The organism is Streptomyces sp. NPDC001231, assembly GCF_042896885.1.
Lineage (GTDB): Bacteria > Actinomycetota > Actinomycetes > Streptomycetales > Streptomycetaceae > Streptomyces.
The window spans coordinates 52,805-66,285 of record NZ_JBIAXS010000007.1; the positions used below are offsets into that span (position 1 = coordinate 52,805).

Annotated in this window: 12 protein-coding genes; 7 read left to right on the forward strand and 5 right to left on the reverse strand. The window is 72.5% G+C overall.

Annotated elements, in window-relative coordinates:
* Window positions 1-184 precede the first annotated feature (184 nt).
* On the forward strand, window positions 185-2,368 hold the full coding sequence (locus ACFY3J_RS10650) for a phosphotransferase family protein (RefSeq protein ID WP_390840719.1): 2,184 nt from the start codon (window positions 185-187) through the stop codon (window positions 2,366-2,368).
* Here the strand turns inward: ACFY3J_RS10650 and ACFY3J_RS10655 are convergent.
* A complete protein-coding gene (locus ACFY3J_RS10655) occupies window positions 2,309-3,187 on the reverse strand; it encodes a histidine phosphatase family protein (RefSeq protein ID WP_390840720.1) in 879 nt (292 codons plus the stop codon). The two genes, ACFY3J_RS10650 and ACFY3J_RS10655, sit on opposite strands and share 60 nt — an antisense overlap.
* Before the next feature lie 163 nt (window positions 3,188-3,350).
* On the opposite strand from ACFY3J_RS10655, the gene ACFY3J_RS10660 reads away from it, so the two are divergent.
* The 3 genes from ACFY3J_RS10660 (at window position 3,351) to ACFY3J_RS10670 (ending at window position 5,272) form a co-directional block, all read left to right on the forward strand.
* Window positions 3,351-3,938, forward strand: a complete 588-nt coding sequence (locus tag ACFY3J_RS10660; protein ID WP_390840721.1) for a helix-turn-helix domain-containing protein — start codon at window positions 3,351-3,353, stop codon at window positions 3,936-3,938.
* Between the two features lie 104 nt (window positions 3,939-4,042).
* Window positions 4,043-4,735: a hypothetical protein gene (locus ACFY3J_RS10665; RefSeq protein ID WP_384177514.1), complete on the forward strand. Its 693-nt coding sequence runs from the start codon at window positions 4,043-4,045 to the stop codon at window positions 4,733-4,735.
* 192 nt (window positions 4,736-4,927) lie between these two features.
* Window positions 4,928-5,272, forward strand: coding sequence for a DUF2516 family protein (locus ACFY3J_RS10670; RefSeq protein WP_225074880.1), 345 nt, complete (start codon window positions 4,928-4,930; stop codon window positions 5,270-5,272).
* Window positions 5,273-5,318: 46 nt separating this feature from the next.
* Here the strand turns inward: ACFY3J_RS10670 and ACFY3J_RS10675 are convergent, their stop codons facing one another.
* The 3 genes from ACFY3J_RS10675 to ACFY3J_RS10685 form a co-directional block, all read right to left on the reverse strand.
* A complete protein-coding gene (locus ACFY3J_RS10675) occupies window positions 5,319-6,647 on the reverse strand; it encodes a PP2C family protein-serine/threonine phosphatase (protein ID WP_384177516.1) in 1,329 nt (442 codons plus the stop codon).
* Between the two features lie 279 nt (window positions 6,648-6,926).
* Window positions 6,927-8,027 (reverse strand): NlpC/P60 family protein, encoded by a 1,101-nt coding sequence (locus tag ACFY3J_RS10680; protein ID WP_390840722.1) that lies wholly within the window; start codon window positions 8,025-8,027, stop codon window positions 6,927-6,929.
* Between the two features lie 258 nt (window positions 8,028-8,285).
* The gene (locus ACFY3J_RS10685; protein WP_390840723.1) at window positions 8,286-9,071 is read right to left on the reverse strand and encodes a class I SAM-dependent methyltransferase; all 786 of its coding nucleotides are present in this window, start codon (window positions 9,069-9,071) and stop codon (window positions 8,286-8,288) included.
* A gap of 1,224 nt (window positions 9,072-10,295) precedes the next feature.
* Here ACFY3J_RS10685 and mshA point away from each other — a divergent pair.
* Both mshA and ACFY3J_RS10695 read left to right on the forward strand, forming a co-directional pair.
* Window positions 10,296-11,633, forward strand: a complete 1,338-nt coding sequence (gene mshA, locus ACFY3J_RS10690) for a D-inositol-3-phosphate glycosyltransferase (RefSeq protein ID WP_390840724.1) — start codon at window positions 10,296-10,298, stop codon at window positions 11,631-11,633.
* A 13-nt stretch (window positions 11,634-11,646) separates the two neighbouring features.
* Entirely contained in the window at window positions 11,647-12,153 is a 507-nt protein-coding gene (locus ACFY3J_RS10695; protein WP_384177902.1) for a YbjN domain-containing protein, read from the forward strand.
* Between the two features lie 30 nt (window positions 12,154-12,183).
* Here the strand turns inward: ACFY3J_RS10695 and ACFY3J_RS10700 are convergent, their stop codons facing one another.
* Entirely contained in the window at window positions 12,184-12,999 is an 816-nt protein-coding gene (locus ACFY3J_RS10700) for a helix-turn-helix domain-containing protein (protein WP_384177524.1), read from the reverse strand.
* Here ACFY3J_RS10700 and ACFY3J_RS10705 point away from each other — a divergent pair.
* Window positions 12,998-13,477, forward strand: a complete 480-nt coding sequence (locus ACFY3J_RS10705) for a DUF2000 family protein (RefSeq protein ID WP_384177526.1) — start codon at window positions 12,998-13,000, stop codon at window positions 13,475-13,477. The two genes, ACFY3J_RS10700 and ACFY3J_RS10705, sit on opposite strands and share 2 nt — an antisense overlap.
* The last annotated feature ends 4 nt before the right edge of the window (window positions 13,478-13,481 follow it).

Genomic DNA, 13,481 nt, shown 5'->3' on the forward strand with positions numbered 1-13,481 from the left:
TAGAGCACGCAAGAGGTAGTGCGCAAGGCGACCTCGAAGGTGCGACGCAGGCCGGACGCACTGGTAGGGGCACACCACCCGTTGTGCCGACGTCAGGCGTACTTCAGCGTGTCTGATTTGACGTTTAGCGTACCTTTTGTCATACCGATGTTCTCGCCTGAGCACTTGAGCAACTGGAGCGGCCGTGGGTGCACCTCCTCCTCCCCGTCCCTTTCTCGGGGAACGCGCCCTTCGTGACGTTCGAGCATTCGTACGGCTCGCCGCCGAGCTGGGCGAGTACAGCAGCGGCCACCACAACCAGAACCATGTGCTCCCCCTGACGGATCACATGGCGCGGCTGCTGTGCACGAAGGCCGGCACGTCCGTGACCGTTCGGATCCGCCGCGCCCAGGCACTCCCCGTGGTGATCAGAACCTGGGAGAACGAGGCCGCGATCCTCGACGCTGTCAGAGGGGTGCTGCCCAACGTCCCGGAGTGCCTGGTCAAGCAGGACTCCTTCGCGATCCACAGGTACGTCGAGGGCGTGCCCCTCTCCAGCGTCTGCGGCAACGACAAGCCGGTCGACAGCCTGCTGGTCAAAGCGCTGGCGGACCTGCTCGCCCGGATGACCCAGGTCCGCAGGGAGGCGTTGCCGCCGCTTCCCCCGCAGTGGCCCCGGAACGACAGGGACAGCCAGGCGTTCCTGCAGACGCTGGCACGGCTTGCCGACCGGCAGATCAAGCAGCCCAATTGGCATGTCTTCGGTGGCCTGTTCGCGGCCTTGGGCATCCCCGAGGACGCCCTGATCCAGCTGTCCGAGCGGGTGCCCGCCATGGCCCGCCGGCCGTACGGCCTGCTCCACGCCGACCTGCACCGCGACAACCTGATCATGGCGTACGGCGGTGATCCGGCCCTCATCTGCGTCGACTGGGAGCTGGCCACCTACGGCGACCCGCTGCACGATCTCGCCACCCATCTGGTCCGTATGCGCTACCCCGGCCACCAGTGGGCCGAAGTGGTCGACGCCTGGGCCGAGGCCACGGCCCGGATCCGTCCCGCGGCCGTCAACGGCCTGGCCAAGGACCTGCGGCACTACGTCGCCTTCGAGCGGGCGCAGTCCGTCTACCCGGATGTGATGCGGGCCGCGCAGGGCCTGGAGGACGCCCTCGACCAGAAGAGCCTGGACGAGGCGACGGCCTGCGTGCGCCGGGCGCTGGAGGTGGGCGCCGAACCGCTCGGGCTCAGAAACGTTCCGGGCGTCGCGGAGATCGAACGCGTCCTCTTCCGCTGGCGGGCTTCCCGGGCGGCGATGAGGAACGGCGGCGCGGGCCGGGCGGAGGCGGCGATCTCGTGGACGTGGGACCCGCGCTTCCCGCGGCGGAACGACTTCACCGACTCCGCCGTCGAACACGCCCTGCTCGCCGAGGGTATGGCCCCGGCCGGCCGGGTGTTCAAGGGCACCGCACACCTTAACTCGGTGGTGAGAGTGCCCGGGTTCGCCTCCCCGGTCGTGGTGCGCCGCAAGGCGGCGAACGTCTGCCGCCGCGAGCCCAGCTTCCTCAGCGAGCACGCCGTGCTGCGGGCCATCGAGCAGTCGGGCGTCGCGGTGTTGGCGCCGAAGGCCCTCGCCCTGGGCCACAGCCACCAGGGGGAGCCGTGCGCCATCCACACGTATGTCGGGCCCGAGGACGACGACCGTCCCCCGAGTCACCCGGAGCTCGGCCTGCGGCCGTACGAGGCGGACGCGCTCGTCGACCAACTGTACGCGCTGACGGGCGTGGACTACGGGTGGCTCGATCCGGTCGGGGGCGAGGAGCCCTTCTTCACCTGGCTGTGCGACCAGTTGGTGATCATGGTGGACAAACTGGCCAAGGAGTCGCGGCAGTTGGCCCGTCTTCTCGGCCTGCCCGATGCCCCCCGGCTCAAGCAGATCCTCTCCCGGTACTCGATCAGCCCCCGCCGTCCGGCGCTCCTGCACGGTGACCTGAACCCCTGGAACCTCGTACGCCGCGAAGATGATCGCGCCCTCACCATCATCGACTGGGAGATGGCCCTGATCGGTGATCCGTTGTACGACCTGGTCCGGCACATGCATCTCACGCCGACCCGCTCGGAGATCCGCGCGCGCCTGTTCAGTCGCTGGGAGCGTCTCCTGCCCGCGGACCAGACCACCGGCTGGCGGCAGGACTGGCGCGTGTACCACCGGCTGGAGACCGTCCGCTCCGCCTATGTGGACCTGGACCGCCTGGTGACCGGCGCGAGCCTGGACGCCCCCAACGTCCGCCGAGCCGTCGACTCCTACGCGATGACCCTCGCGGCGGCCACCGGGTCACTCGGCCTGACCGTCCGCGCCACGGCGAACCCCTATCTTGCCCGCGCTCTGGCGTGAGGAGAGCATGACAGAACCGGGGCCGGTCTGTCCGCGGCATGCGGCGGCCGGTCGGCCCGGTCGACGCAGGGCGGGGGAGGGGTGCGCATGGACGCAGGGGCCGGACCACCGGACGAGGGCGGCGTCGGACGGCTGCGCCGACTGCAGGAGCGCTATGAACCGCTGATCACGCGCGTTTTGCTGCTCGCCATCTTCACCACCGGCCTGATCGCCCAGTTCGTCAAGCCGGTCGGAGACGCTCTGGAGGGCAAGGCCTACCTGGGCGGCGCACTGCTCAGCCTCGTCGGCTACGTGCTCTACGGCCAGGTCAGAGAGTTGAGCGCGGCGGTCGAGGTACCGGCTGGCGCACTGGGGAACGCCAGTGAACTGGGGACCTTCGTCAGCGAGGCCTTCCAGGCCCGCAAGGTCGAGATCGGCTTCCTCGGCTACACGGGCGAGACGCTCTACAACGCGCTGTACCACCGCCTGGAGGACCTCTTCGACAATCCCGGACCCACCCGGCGCGTCTCCATCCGGATGCTGGTGCACGACTTCGGCCTGCCGATGACGGTGTCGTCCCGCGTCGTTGCCGACGGCACCCCGCAGGACGGCGCCGACTTCCGCAAGCGCATGGAGGAACACTGCCGCGAATACGACGGCATCCTCCGTCTGCCGTGCCCGGGGCAGCGGCCCGTGGTGGATCGCGGAGACGGGGGTGTCCCGGAGGCGTTCACCGAGCAGGGAGGCTTGGCGCCGGCCGCTCTCCGTCAGGGTCGTCTCGTCCGCCGACGCTTCACCGTGCCGGGCGAGATAGAGGTATCGAGTGGCAGTGCCTGTCATGTCCCGGGTCTCCGTCGGCAGCCGTGATCTTGTGTCACGGAGGGGCGCCGGGCCCTTCGCGCCTGGTTCCGTCGCACCCGGCAACCTCGTTCCCGACCACCGGGACACACTCTTGCAAGCAGGTTGCTTGCAATTGTTAGCAAGGGTGGTGCAAGGTGGAGGCATGGCATCGCTCAACGTCGGCAATCTCGGTGAGTACCTGCGCGAGCAGCGGCGCAACGCGCAGTTGTCGTTGCGGCAGCTCGCCGACGCCGCCGGCGTGTCCAATCCGTACCTGAGCCAGATCGAGCGCGGGCTGCGCAAGCCGAGCGCGGAGGTGCTCCAGCAGGTCGCCAGGGCGCTGCGGATCTCCGCCGAGACGCTGTACGTGCGGGCCGGGATCCTCGACGCCGAGCGGGACCGGGACGACGTGGAGACGCGCGCCGTCATCCTCTCCGACCCGTCGCTGAACGAGCGGCAGAAGCAGGTGCTGCTCCAGATCTACGAGTCCTTCCGCAAGGAGAACGGGTTCGGGACCGCCGAGACGGACGGTTCCGGTGAGCGGGCGGCCCAGGACGGCGGCACCGGCGACACCGGTGGCACCACCGCCCACGGCATCCGCGCGGCGGGCGACGGCACCGGCGCCGACGGCGGCTGCATACCCGTCCGCCCCGCCGCCGAGGCGGACGGCGGCCGGCCCGCCCCCGCCGGGCGGCGCCGTATCCGTACGTCCGGCGGCAGTGACGCCGATCCGCGGGAGGCGGCCGACTGATCCCAGCGATCCCACGGTCACGGCTCGTACGGGCCGGGCGCCCGGCCCGACCACCGCGGAAACCCAAAACCCTCAGCCACAAGCGATCCGGGAGAACTCTCACCATGGCCATCACCGACGACCTGCGCAAGACCCTCAGCGACCCCACGCCGCTCTACTTCGCCGCGGGCACCGCGGACCTGGCCCTCCAGCAGGCCAAGAAGGTGCCCGCCCTGGTGGACCAGCTGCGCGCCGAGGCCCCGGCCCGTATCGACGCGGTGCGCAACACCGACCCGAAGGCCGTCCAGGAGCGGGCCACCGCCCGTGCCAAGGAGGCCGGTGTCCGCGTCAAGGAGACGCAGGAGAACCTCCAGACCAAGGTCACCGACTTCCTGAACTACCTCGACACCGACCTGAAGAAGCTCGGCACCAACCTCGACGCCGATCTGAAGAAGCTCGGCGAGAGCGCCCAGGACCTCGCCCTGCGCGGCGTCGGCGTCGCCGCCGAGTACGCCGTCAAGGCCCGCGAGACCTACGAGAAGGTCGCCGAGCACGGCGAGCAGGCCGTGAAGACCTGGCGCGGTCAGGCGGCCGAGGGCATCGAGGACATCGCCGGAGGGGTCGAGGAGCTCGCCGTCGCCGTCGAGCCCCAGCCCGAGCCGAAGGCGGAGCCGGTCGAGGTCAAGGAGGTCCAGGAAGAGGAGTCCGCCGAGGCCGGGGCCACGCCGATCACGGCCAGGAAGAACCAGGCGAAGAAGGGTCCGGTCGTGCGCAAGACCCCGCCCACGGCGAAGAAGCCCACCCCGCCCGCCAAGTAGGCGACGATCCGGTCCGTCGAGCAGGCGGCGATGCGGCCCGTCGAGCAGGCGGCGCCGGGCAGGCGGCGACACGCCGGAGCGCCTCACCCGTATGGGCGATGGGCACCCGGGCCGGGCACCCTTGGGGTGTCCGGCCCGTTCTACGGGTACGGTGACCGCGTAGGAATCGGGAGAGAACGGGCGGTGGGCAACATGCTGATGCTGGGCTTCCAGGGGCTCCTGGGGATTCTGAAGATCGTCCTGATGGCCTTGGCCGCGTTCGGGCTGTTCGACGCCGCGTTCCGGCGCGAGGACGCCTTCCGCGCGGCCGACAAGCAGAACAAGATCTTCTGGCTGATCATCCTGGGCATCGCGCTCGCCGTGAGCTACCTGTTCTCGATCTTCTCGTTCCTGCCGATCATCGGCGTCATCGCGAGCATCGTCTACATCGTCGACGTACGGCCCGCGCTCAAGCAGGTCTCCGGCGGGAACGGGTGGGGGCGCCGCCGCGGCAGCAGCAGCGACGGCCCGTACGGGCCCTACAACGGCGGTCGGTGAACCGCCGGCCGGCGCCCCGGCCCCCGGCCGACTCCGGACCGGTTGCCTACGGCTCCCGGTCCAGCAGGACCACCGCCACGTCGTCGGTGAGCTCGCCGCCGTTGAGTCCGCGCACCTCGTTCACCGTCGCCCGCAGCAGTCCCTCCCCGCGCAGACCCTGGTCGAGCTGGCGGCGGACCACCTCGACCATGCCGTCCTGGCCCAGCCGGTCACCGTCCTCCCCGACCCGGCCCTCGATCAGGCCGTCGGTGTAGAGCATCAGGCTCCACTCGGCGCCCAGCTCCACCTGCATCCGGGGCCAGCGGGCGCCGGGCAGCAGGCCGAGGGCGGGGCCGTTGTTCTCGTACGGCAGCAGCCGGGCGGGCTTGCCGGGAGTGATCACCAGCGGTGACGGGTGACCGGCCAGGCACAGTCCCGCGCGGCGCCCGTCGGGCGCTATGTCCACCGCGCACAGCGTCGCGAAGATCTCGTCGTCGGAGCGCTCGTGCTCCAGCACCTGCTGGAGCGTGCCCAGCAGCTCGTCCCCGCACAGCCCAGCCAGGGTGAGAGCCCGCCAGGCGATACGCAGCTCCACGCCCAGCGCCGCTTCGTCGGGGCCGTGCCCGGAGACGTCGCCGATCATGGCGTGCACGGTGCCGTCGGGGGTGCGGACGGCGTCGTAGAAGTCACCGCCGAGCAGCGCGCGCGAGCGGCCGGGGCGGTAGCGGGAGGCGAAGCGCAGCGTCGACCCGTCCAGCAGGGGGGTCGGCAGCAGGCCACGCTCCAGGCGCCGGTTCTCCTGCGCGCGCAGCCTGCCCTCGGCGAGCCTGCGCTCGGCCGTGTCGGAGCGCTTGCGCTCCACCGCGTACCGGATCGCACGGCTGAGCAGCCGGCCGTCCAGCTCGTCGCGGAACAGGTAGTCCTGGGCGCCGACCCGCACCGCCTGGGCGGCGCGTTCGGCGTCACCGGAGGAGGTGAGCGCGAGGACGGCGTGCCGGGGCGCGAGTTCGAGCACGTGCCTGAGCACGGCCAGCTCGTCGCCGTCGCCCGCGGACCGGCCGGGGGCGGTCAGCGCGAGGTCCAGCAGGATGCAGTGGACGTCGTCGGTGAGCAGCCGCTCGGCCTCGGTGAGGTTGCGGGCCCTGCGCACGCGGATCGGCTTGCCGGACGAGTCGAGCAGTTCGGGCACCATCGGCGAGCCGACCGGGTCGTCCTCGATCAGCAGCAGTGTGAGCTGTGTGCTGGTGGCCTGGGTGCCGGCGCGGTTGTCCTTCTCGACCGTTGCTTCCTTACGCGGGGCGTGTGCTGCGGAGGTGCCGTCGCCGTGGGACGCGGTCTGCGTCTGGTCGCACTCCGCGGCCGGGACTGTCCTCTGCCGCGGTACGGGCACGGGCATTGTCCTGGGTTCCTTCCCTCCCCCCGAGGGCATGGCGGGTACGAGGGACCTCGCGCCGCCGACGGGGACATTAGCGGTAGTCGGCGCCGTGGGGGAATGGTGTGAGGCACGCCGCTCCGGCTTTCGCCGCCGTCATATGCCGCGATCCCTGCCGGAGTTGGACACGACGCCGCCGGGGACGGAATGACGAAGGTCACGTCTCCCGTGGGTTTGGCGGCGGCCGGGGGTGCGATCGGTCACGTGGCCGGGGTCACCGGGGGCCGGCCGGGGCATGGAGTCTCAGTCCGCGTCGGGCCGTACGACGCCCAGGATCGGCATCGAGCCCGCCCCGGCGAGCGTCACCGTGCGTCCCGGCCGCGGGGCGTGGACGATCGTGCCGTCGCCGACGTACATCCCGACATGGCTGGCGTCACCGAAGTAGATGATCAGGTCGCCGGGCCGCATGTCCTCGATGTCCACGCGCTTCAGCTGCTTCCACTGCTGCTGCGAGGTGCGCGGGACGGGGTTCCCGGCCGCCGACCAGGCCTGGGAGGTGAGTCCCGAGCAGTCGTACGTCGCGGGGCCCTCGGCGCCCCACTCGTACGGCTTGCCGAGCTGGGCCGTGGCGAACTCGACCGCCTTTTTGCCCGCCGCGGACGCCTTGCCGTTGAGCTCGTCGAGGATTCCGGTGCCCAGCCAGGCCGACTGCGCCTGGTCGGCGGCCTGCCGCTCCAGTTCGGCGAGGCGCTCGCGCTGCCGTTTCTCCAGCGTGGCCTCGAGTTGCTCGGCCTCCTTGATCCGCTCCTTGATCCGCTTCTTCGCCGCGGCCTTGGCCTTGCGGCCCGCCTCCAGCTTCTGCCAGCGGTCGGCGGCGTCGTCCGCGTACAGCTTCAAGTCCTGCTGGACTCGGGCCGTTTCCTCGATCAGGCCCTTGGTCGCCCGCTGGCCCTGGAGCACCCGGCCGGCGCCGTCGAAGAAGTCCTGCGGGTCGTTGCCCAGCATCAGCTGGACCTCGGGCGGCAGACCGCCCGTGCGGTACTGGTCGCGGGCCGCGGCGCCGGCGCGGTCCTTCAGACCGTCCAGTTTCCGCTGCTCGTCGGCGATCTTCCGGGTCAGGTCGGTGATCTCGGCGGACTGCTTCTCCGCCCTCTCCTTGGCCAGGTTGTAGGCGTCGGTGGCTACGGCCGCGTCGTGGTACAGCTTGTCCAGCTTGGCGCGGACGTCCTGGAGGTCCTTGTCCGGCGCGAGCGTGACGGAGGGGGAGGGCGAGGGAGCGGGGGAGGCGGACGGGGCCGGGTCCGGCAGTGCGCGCGCGAACGCGGTGCCCGGCGCTCCCAGCAGCGTGACCGCGCAGACCACGGTCACGGCCGCCGCGAGCACGGTGTGTCTGCGCCGTCCCATACTCCGCCCCCCAGCTGATTAACCGTCAGTAACATCCGGACGCTCGGGCGATCGTGCCACGACTCGGCGCAAAGCGACAGAGGTGCGGCGATCTCCCTGCGATCTCCCCGTCTGTGTGACGAACGATCCGCAAGGATCGTTCCCCGCAGGTCACGGCGGATGCACGGGCCGCCGTCGGTCGGTTGCGCGGGCCGCTGCGGGGCGGTCGTCGGTCATTCGCGTGGGCCGTTGCGCGGGCCGCCGCGGGGTGGTCGCCGGTCAGTCGCGCGGCGCCAACGCCCGCCAGTCGATGGTCACTTCGCCCTGCCGCCAGCGCACCGGGCCGTCCGTCACCGGCCAGTCGGCCGCCAGGTCGCGCACCGTGCGGATCCAACGCTGGCGCGCACCGTAGGAGGCGTACGGCGCGGCGCTCGCCCAGGCGCGGTCGAAGTCGCGCAGGAAGGCGTGCACCGGCTCGCCGCGGACGTTGCGGTGGATGAGCGCCTTCGGGAGGCGTTCGGCCAGGTCTGACGGGTGGTCCAGGGAGCCGAGGCGGGTGGCGAAGGTCACCGTGCGGGGGCCCTCCGGGCCGAGCGCGACCCACACGTGCCGGCGGCCGATCTCGTCGCAGGTGCCCTCGACCAGCAGGCCTCCGCGTGAGTGCCCGTCCGCCGGGGCGAGCCGCGCGCGCAGCCGCTCCCAGACGGCGGCGACCTCTTCCTCGTCGTACTGCCGCAGCACGTTCGCCGCGCGGATGAGGTGCGGACGCTGCGGGACGGGCACCTCGAAGCCGCCGTGCCGGAAGACGAGCCCGTCGCGCTCGTACGGCTTCGCGGCCGCGACCCGGGCCGGTTCGATCTCGACGCCCACCACGCGCGCGCGTGGAGCGGCGGTGCGCAGCCGGTGCAGCAGTTCGACCGCCGTCCAGGGGGCGGCGCCGTAGCCGAGGTCGACGGCCACCGGATCGGCGGCCCGGCGCAACTCGGCGCCGTGCACGGCCGCGATCCAGCGGTCCATGCGGCGGAGCCGGTTGGGGTTGGTCGTCCCGCGCGTCACCGTTCCCACGACGGGGGTCCCCCCGCTCGAGCGAAGCCGAGAGTGGGGGAGGGTCGCTGCGCGGGATGTCATGCATACGAGGGTATGGCGCCCGCCGGCCCCGACCGCACGGACGTACCGCGCCGGAGCCCCGCCACCGCGCCCGCTCGCCCCCTCGACCTGGACGCGGCGCGCCGACCGTGCGCGCCCGGCCGAACCCGCCGGCCAACCAGGCGGCACCGGCCGCCGTGGCCATGCGGCAGGCACGGCGAGCCATGCGGCACGCGCGCCGCGCCGTTCCGGCGGTCGGGCCGCGCGGCGCACGCGGGCGCGGCACCCTCCGGGGTGTGCGTTGAGCCGCGTGGTGGGTGCTGCTTGTCCTCTGGTTCGGCCTGTCGTGCCCGTCGGCAGGCGTGCCGCGCCACGTTCCAGGGGCGCGTCGCAGGCGGGTGCCGCGTGTGTCGGGTGCCGAGGTCGCGCGGGATGGGCGTTGCGCCGCGCGGCGGGCGTTGCGGGCCAGAGGGCTCGGGCTGCTGTGCCCATGCGGCAGGCGCGGCGTGCGCATGCGGCAGGCCTGCCGCGCCTGCGGCAGCTGCTGTGCGCGGTGCTTGTGGCGCGCCGCGCGGCGGGCGTTGCGTGCCAGGGGGCTCGGGCTGTCGTGCCGACGGGATGGGCGCGGCGTGCCGTGCGGCATACGTGCCGCGCCCATCCGGCAGTCGTTGCAGGCCGCGGACGGGTGCGGCACCGCGCGTCGGTTGCCCTGCCACCGGGGGGCGTCGCGGTGCCGCGTGCGGCGCCGTTCCGGCGGTCGCGGCGCGGGGCGCGTGCGGTCGCCGCCGTGCGCTGGCCGCAGCGCCTTACGCGGGAGGGGCATCGCGTCGCGCGGCGGGGGCTCCGCTGGTGGCGGGGGCGCGTCACGTGTGGCGTCGCCACGACGTGGGCGAGTCGTGTCGCGCGGCCGCTCCGTCAGGTTGCGCGCGCGTGCGTCACGCCCTGGATCTGCGGTACCCGCAGTGCGGTCGCGGTGCTGGTCGCGCGTGGGTGTGTCACGCCGTGCCCGGGCGGCACCCGTAGCACCTCCGGGCGCTCGGCGCGCATGCGTCACGCGCCCCAGGATCGAACGGTTGAGCGAGGGCCGGTAATGATTGGGCAAAGGAACCGCTAGCGGAAATGGAGTCAGGTGCTCCGGCGTTGGGTCTTGGAGGGCGCTCGGCGCCCCCCGTCCGGCATGCCCGCAACGAGGAGGAACGCCACGTGAGCCAGTACGTCAGCAGGCTCGGGCGTCGTTCCCCGACGGCACCCCCGCGGCTGCGACTGCACCGCCGGCCCCGGCGCGTCGCCATGCTCTCCGTGCACACCTCACCGCTCCACCAGCCCGGCACGGGCGACGCCGGCGGCATGAACGTCTACATCGTGGAGCTCGCCCAGCGTCTGGCCGCCCAGGGCGTCGAGGTCGAGGTCTTCACCCGCGCCACCGCGGGGGACCTGCCGCCCGCCGTCGAACTCGCCCCGGGCGTCCTCGTCCGGCACGTCGACGCCGGCCCCTACGAGGGCCTGGCCAAGGAAGACCTGCCCGCCCAGCTCTGCGCCTTCACGCACGGCGTGATGCAGGCCTGGGCCGGCCACCGCCCCGGCTACTACGACCTCGTCCACTCCCACTACTGGCTCTCCGGCCACGTCGGCTGGCTCGCCGCCCAGCGCTGGGGCGTCCCCCTGGTGCACGCCATGCACACCATGGCCAAGGTCAAGAACGCCAGCCTGGCCGAGGGCGACACCCCCGAGCCCGCCGCCCGCGTCATCGGCGAGACCCAGATCGTCGCCGCCGCCGACCGGCTGATCGCCAACACCGACGAGGAGGCCGGCGAACTCGTACGGCACTACAGCGCCGACCCCGCCAAGGTCGCCGTCGTGCACCCCGGCGTGAACCTCACCCGCTTCCGCCCCGGTGACGGCCGCGCCGCCGCCCGCGCCCGCCTCGGCCTGCCGCAGGACGCCCTGATCCCGCTGTTCGCCGGCCGTATACAGCCGCTCAAGGCCCCCGACGTGCTGCTGAGGGCCGTGGGCGTCCTCCTCGACCAGCGGCCCGAGCTGCGCTCCCGCATCGTCGTACCCGTCGTCGGCGGCCCGAGCGGCAGCGGCCTCGCCAAGCCGGAGGGCCTGCAGAAGCTGGCCGCCCGGCTCGGCATCGCCGACGTCGTACGGTTCTGCCCGCCGGTCGGGCAGGACCGGCTCGCCGACTGGTTCCGGGCCGCGTCCGTCCTGGTCATGCCCTCCTACAGCGAGTCCTTCGGCCTGGTCGCGATAGAGGCGCAGGCGACCGGCACCCCGGTCCTTGCCGCCTCGGTCGGCGGGCTGCCGGTGGCCGTACGGGAGGGCGAGACCGGATTCCTGGTCCAGGGCCACGACCCGGCCGACTACGCGCACCTGCTGCGCCGCTTCGCGGACAACCCGCACCTCGCCGACCGGATGGGCACCGCCGCCGCCCGGCACGCGCGGTCCTTCGGCTGGGACGCGTCGGCGGCGGCCACGGCCGACGTGTACACGGCCGCGTTGCAGGCCCACCGGCGTCGCGTACGCTCGCCCCATGGGTAGCGCCACGGGTGCCATGGGTGAGGCGGAGCAGCAGCGCGCGACGCGGGTCGTCGAGGACGTCCTCAAGGGCGCCGAACTGGAGTGGGAGAGCCCGCGGTCCGGCAACTACGTCGTGAAGCTCCCCGGCACCCGCAAGCTGTCGACCACCCTGTCGATGATCGTCGGCCGGCACTCGCTGTCCCTGAACGCCTTCGTCATCCGTCACCCCGACGAGAACGAGCCCGCCGTCCACCGCTGGCTGCTGGAGCGCAACCTCAAGCTGTACGGGGTGAGTTACGCCGTCGACCAGCTCGGTGACGTCTACCTCACCGGCCGGCTGCCGCTGGCCGCCGTGACCACCGACGAGGTCGACCGGCTGCTCGGCCAGGTCCTGGAGGCGGCCGACGGCAGCTTCAACACCCTGCTGGAGCTCGGCTTCACCTCGGCGATCCGCCGCGAGTACGACTGGCGCGTCTCGCGCGGCGAATCGACCCGCAACCTCGAGGCGTTCGCGCACCTGACCCAGCGTCCGGCCGACTGACCCCGCCCTCGCCGCGGCCGCGGGATCACGTCACTTCCCGTTCTTGCCGTGCGAGGTCCCGCGGCCGTACCGCCCCGGAGTCACCCCCACGAGTTTCCTGAAGTGCCGGGTGAGATGGGCCTGGTCGTAGAAGCCGGTCTCGGCGGCCACCTCGGCCGGTTTCTGCCCCGCCAGCAGCAGCCTGCGGGCGCGGTCCACCCGGCGGGACATCAGGTACTGGTGCGGAGCGATGCCGTACGCGCCGCTGAACGCCCGTACCAGATGGGTGGGATGGGCCTGCACGAGAGCCGAGGCCTCGGCGAGCGTGACGCCCTGTGGCACCCGCTCGTCGAGCAGTTCGCGCAGCCGGCGGGCGAGGGCGGGGTCGCGGCGCGGGGCCCCCACGGCGAGCCGTGGCCGCAGATGGGCGCGCAGCCGCTCGCCGACGAGCGCCAGCCGGCTCTCCGCCTCCAGCTCGTCACCGGGCAGGGCGAGCGCGGTGTGCACCTGCCCGACCCGCCGGCGCAGCACCGGATCGCGCAGGTCCGGCCCGTCCACGGCCGCCCCGATGAGCTCGTCGCCGAGGTGGGTGGCGTCCAGGTACAGCACCCGCTTGCGGAAGCCGCCCGGGCCGACGGGCGAGCCGTTGTGCGGGACGTGCGGCGGCAGCAGGGACACGGTGTCGTGCGGGGTGCCGTGCTCGTGGCGGTCCAGGTCGTACCGAACGGCGCCGTCGTCCACGATCAGCAGCGTCCACGCCTCGTGCACGTGCATCGGATAGGCGTACTCGGTGAAGTGCGCGTGGAACACCTCCACGACGCCCGGGACACGCGGGCGCCAGGCGGAGACGTTCCGCTGCGGGGCCATGCGAAGAACGTACAAGACGGCGCGGTACGGCGTTCGGGAGTCTCGTCCCATGAACGACGAGCAGCCCATCCGCTTCGACACCAAGATCGCCGTCCTGCTGCGCGAGGACCTGGAGACCTGGCAGCGCCTGAACGTCACCGCGTTCCTGGTCAGCGGCCTCGGCACGACGGTCCCGGAGATCATCGGGGAGCCGTACGAGGACGCCGACGAGGTGCCGTACCTGCCGATGTTCCGCCAGCCGGTGCTGGTCTTCCAGGGCACCAAGGAGACGCTGACCGCGGCGCACGGGCGGGCCCTGTCCCGGTCCCTGCCGCGCGCCGTCTTCACCTCCGACCTGTTCACCACCGGCAACGACCGCGACAACCGGGCCGCGGTCCGGGCCGTGCCGACCGGCGAGCTGGACCTCGTGGGCCTCGCTGTCCACGGCCCGCGCAACGCGGTGGACAAGGTGCTGAAGGGTGCGCGGATGCACCCTTAGGCGA

Bases quoted from the DNA above. Each gene is read 5' to 3' on its own strand.
- ACFY3J_RS10660 (WP_390840721.1), top strand. From the start codon at position 3,351: ATGGCATCGCTCAACGTCGGCAATCTCGGTGAGTACCTGCGCGAGCAG.
- ACFY3J_RS10700 (WP_384177524.1), bottom strand. From the start codon at position 12,999: ATGGCCCCGCAGCGGAACGTCTCCGCCTGGCGCCCGCGTGTCCCGGGC.
- ACFY3J_RS10695 (WP_384177902.1), top strand. From the start codon at position 11,647: ATGGGTGAGGCGGAGCAGCAGCGCGCGACGCGGGTCGTCGAGGACGTC.
- ACFY3J_RS10670 (WP_225074880.1), top strand. From the start codon at position 4,928: ATGCTGATGCTGGGCTTCCAGGGGCTCCTGGGGATTCTGAAGATCGTC.
- ACFY3J_RS10665 (WP_384177514.1), top strand. From the start codon at position 4,043: ATGGCCATCACCGACGACCTGCGCAAGACCCTCAGCGACCCCACGCCG.
- ACFY3J_RS10680 (WP_390840722.1), bottom strand. From the start codon at position 8,027: ATGGGACGGCGCAGACACACCGTGCTCGCGGCGGCCGTGACCGTGGTC.
- ACFY3J_RS10675 (WP_384177516.1), bottom strand. From the start codon at position 6,647: ATGCCCGTGCCCGTACCGCGGCAGAGGACAGTCCCGGCCGCGGAGTGC.
- ACFY3J_RS10655 (WP_390840720.1), bottom strand. From the start codon at position 3,187: ATGACAGGCACTGCCACTCGATACCTCTATCTCGCCCGGCACGGTGAA.
- ACFY3J_RS10705 (WP_384177526.1), top strand. From the start codon at position 12,998: ATGCGAAGAACGTACAAGACGGCGCGGTACGGCGTTCGGGAGTCTCGT.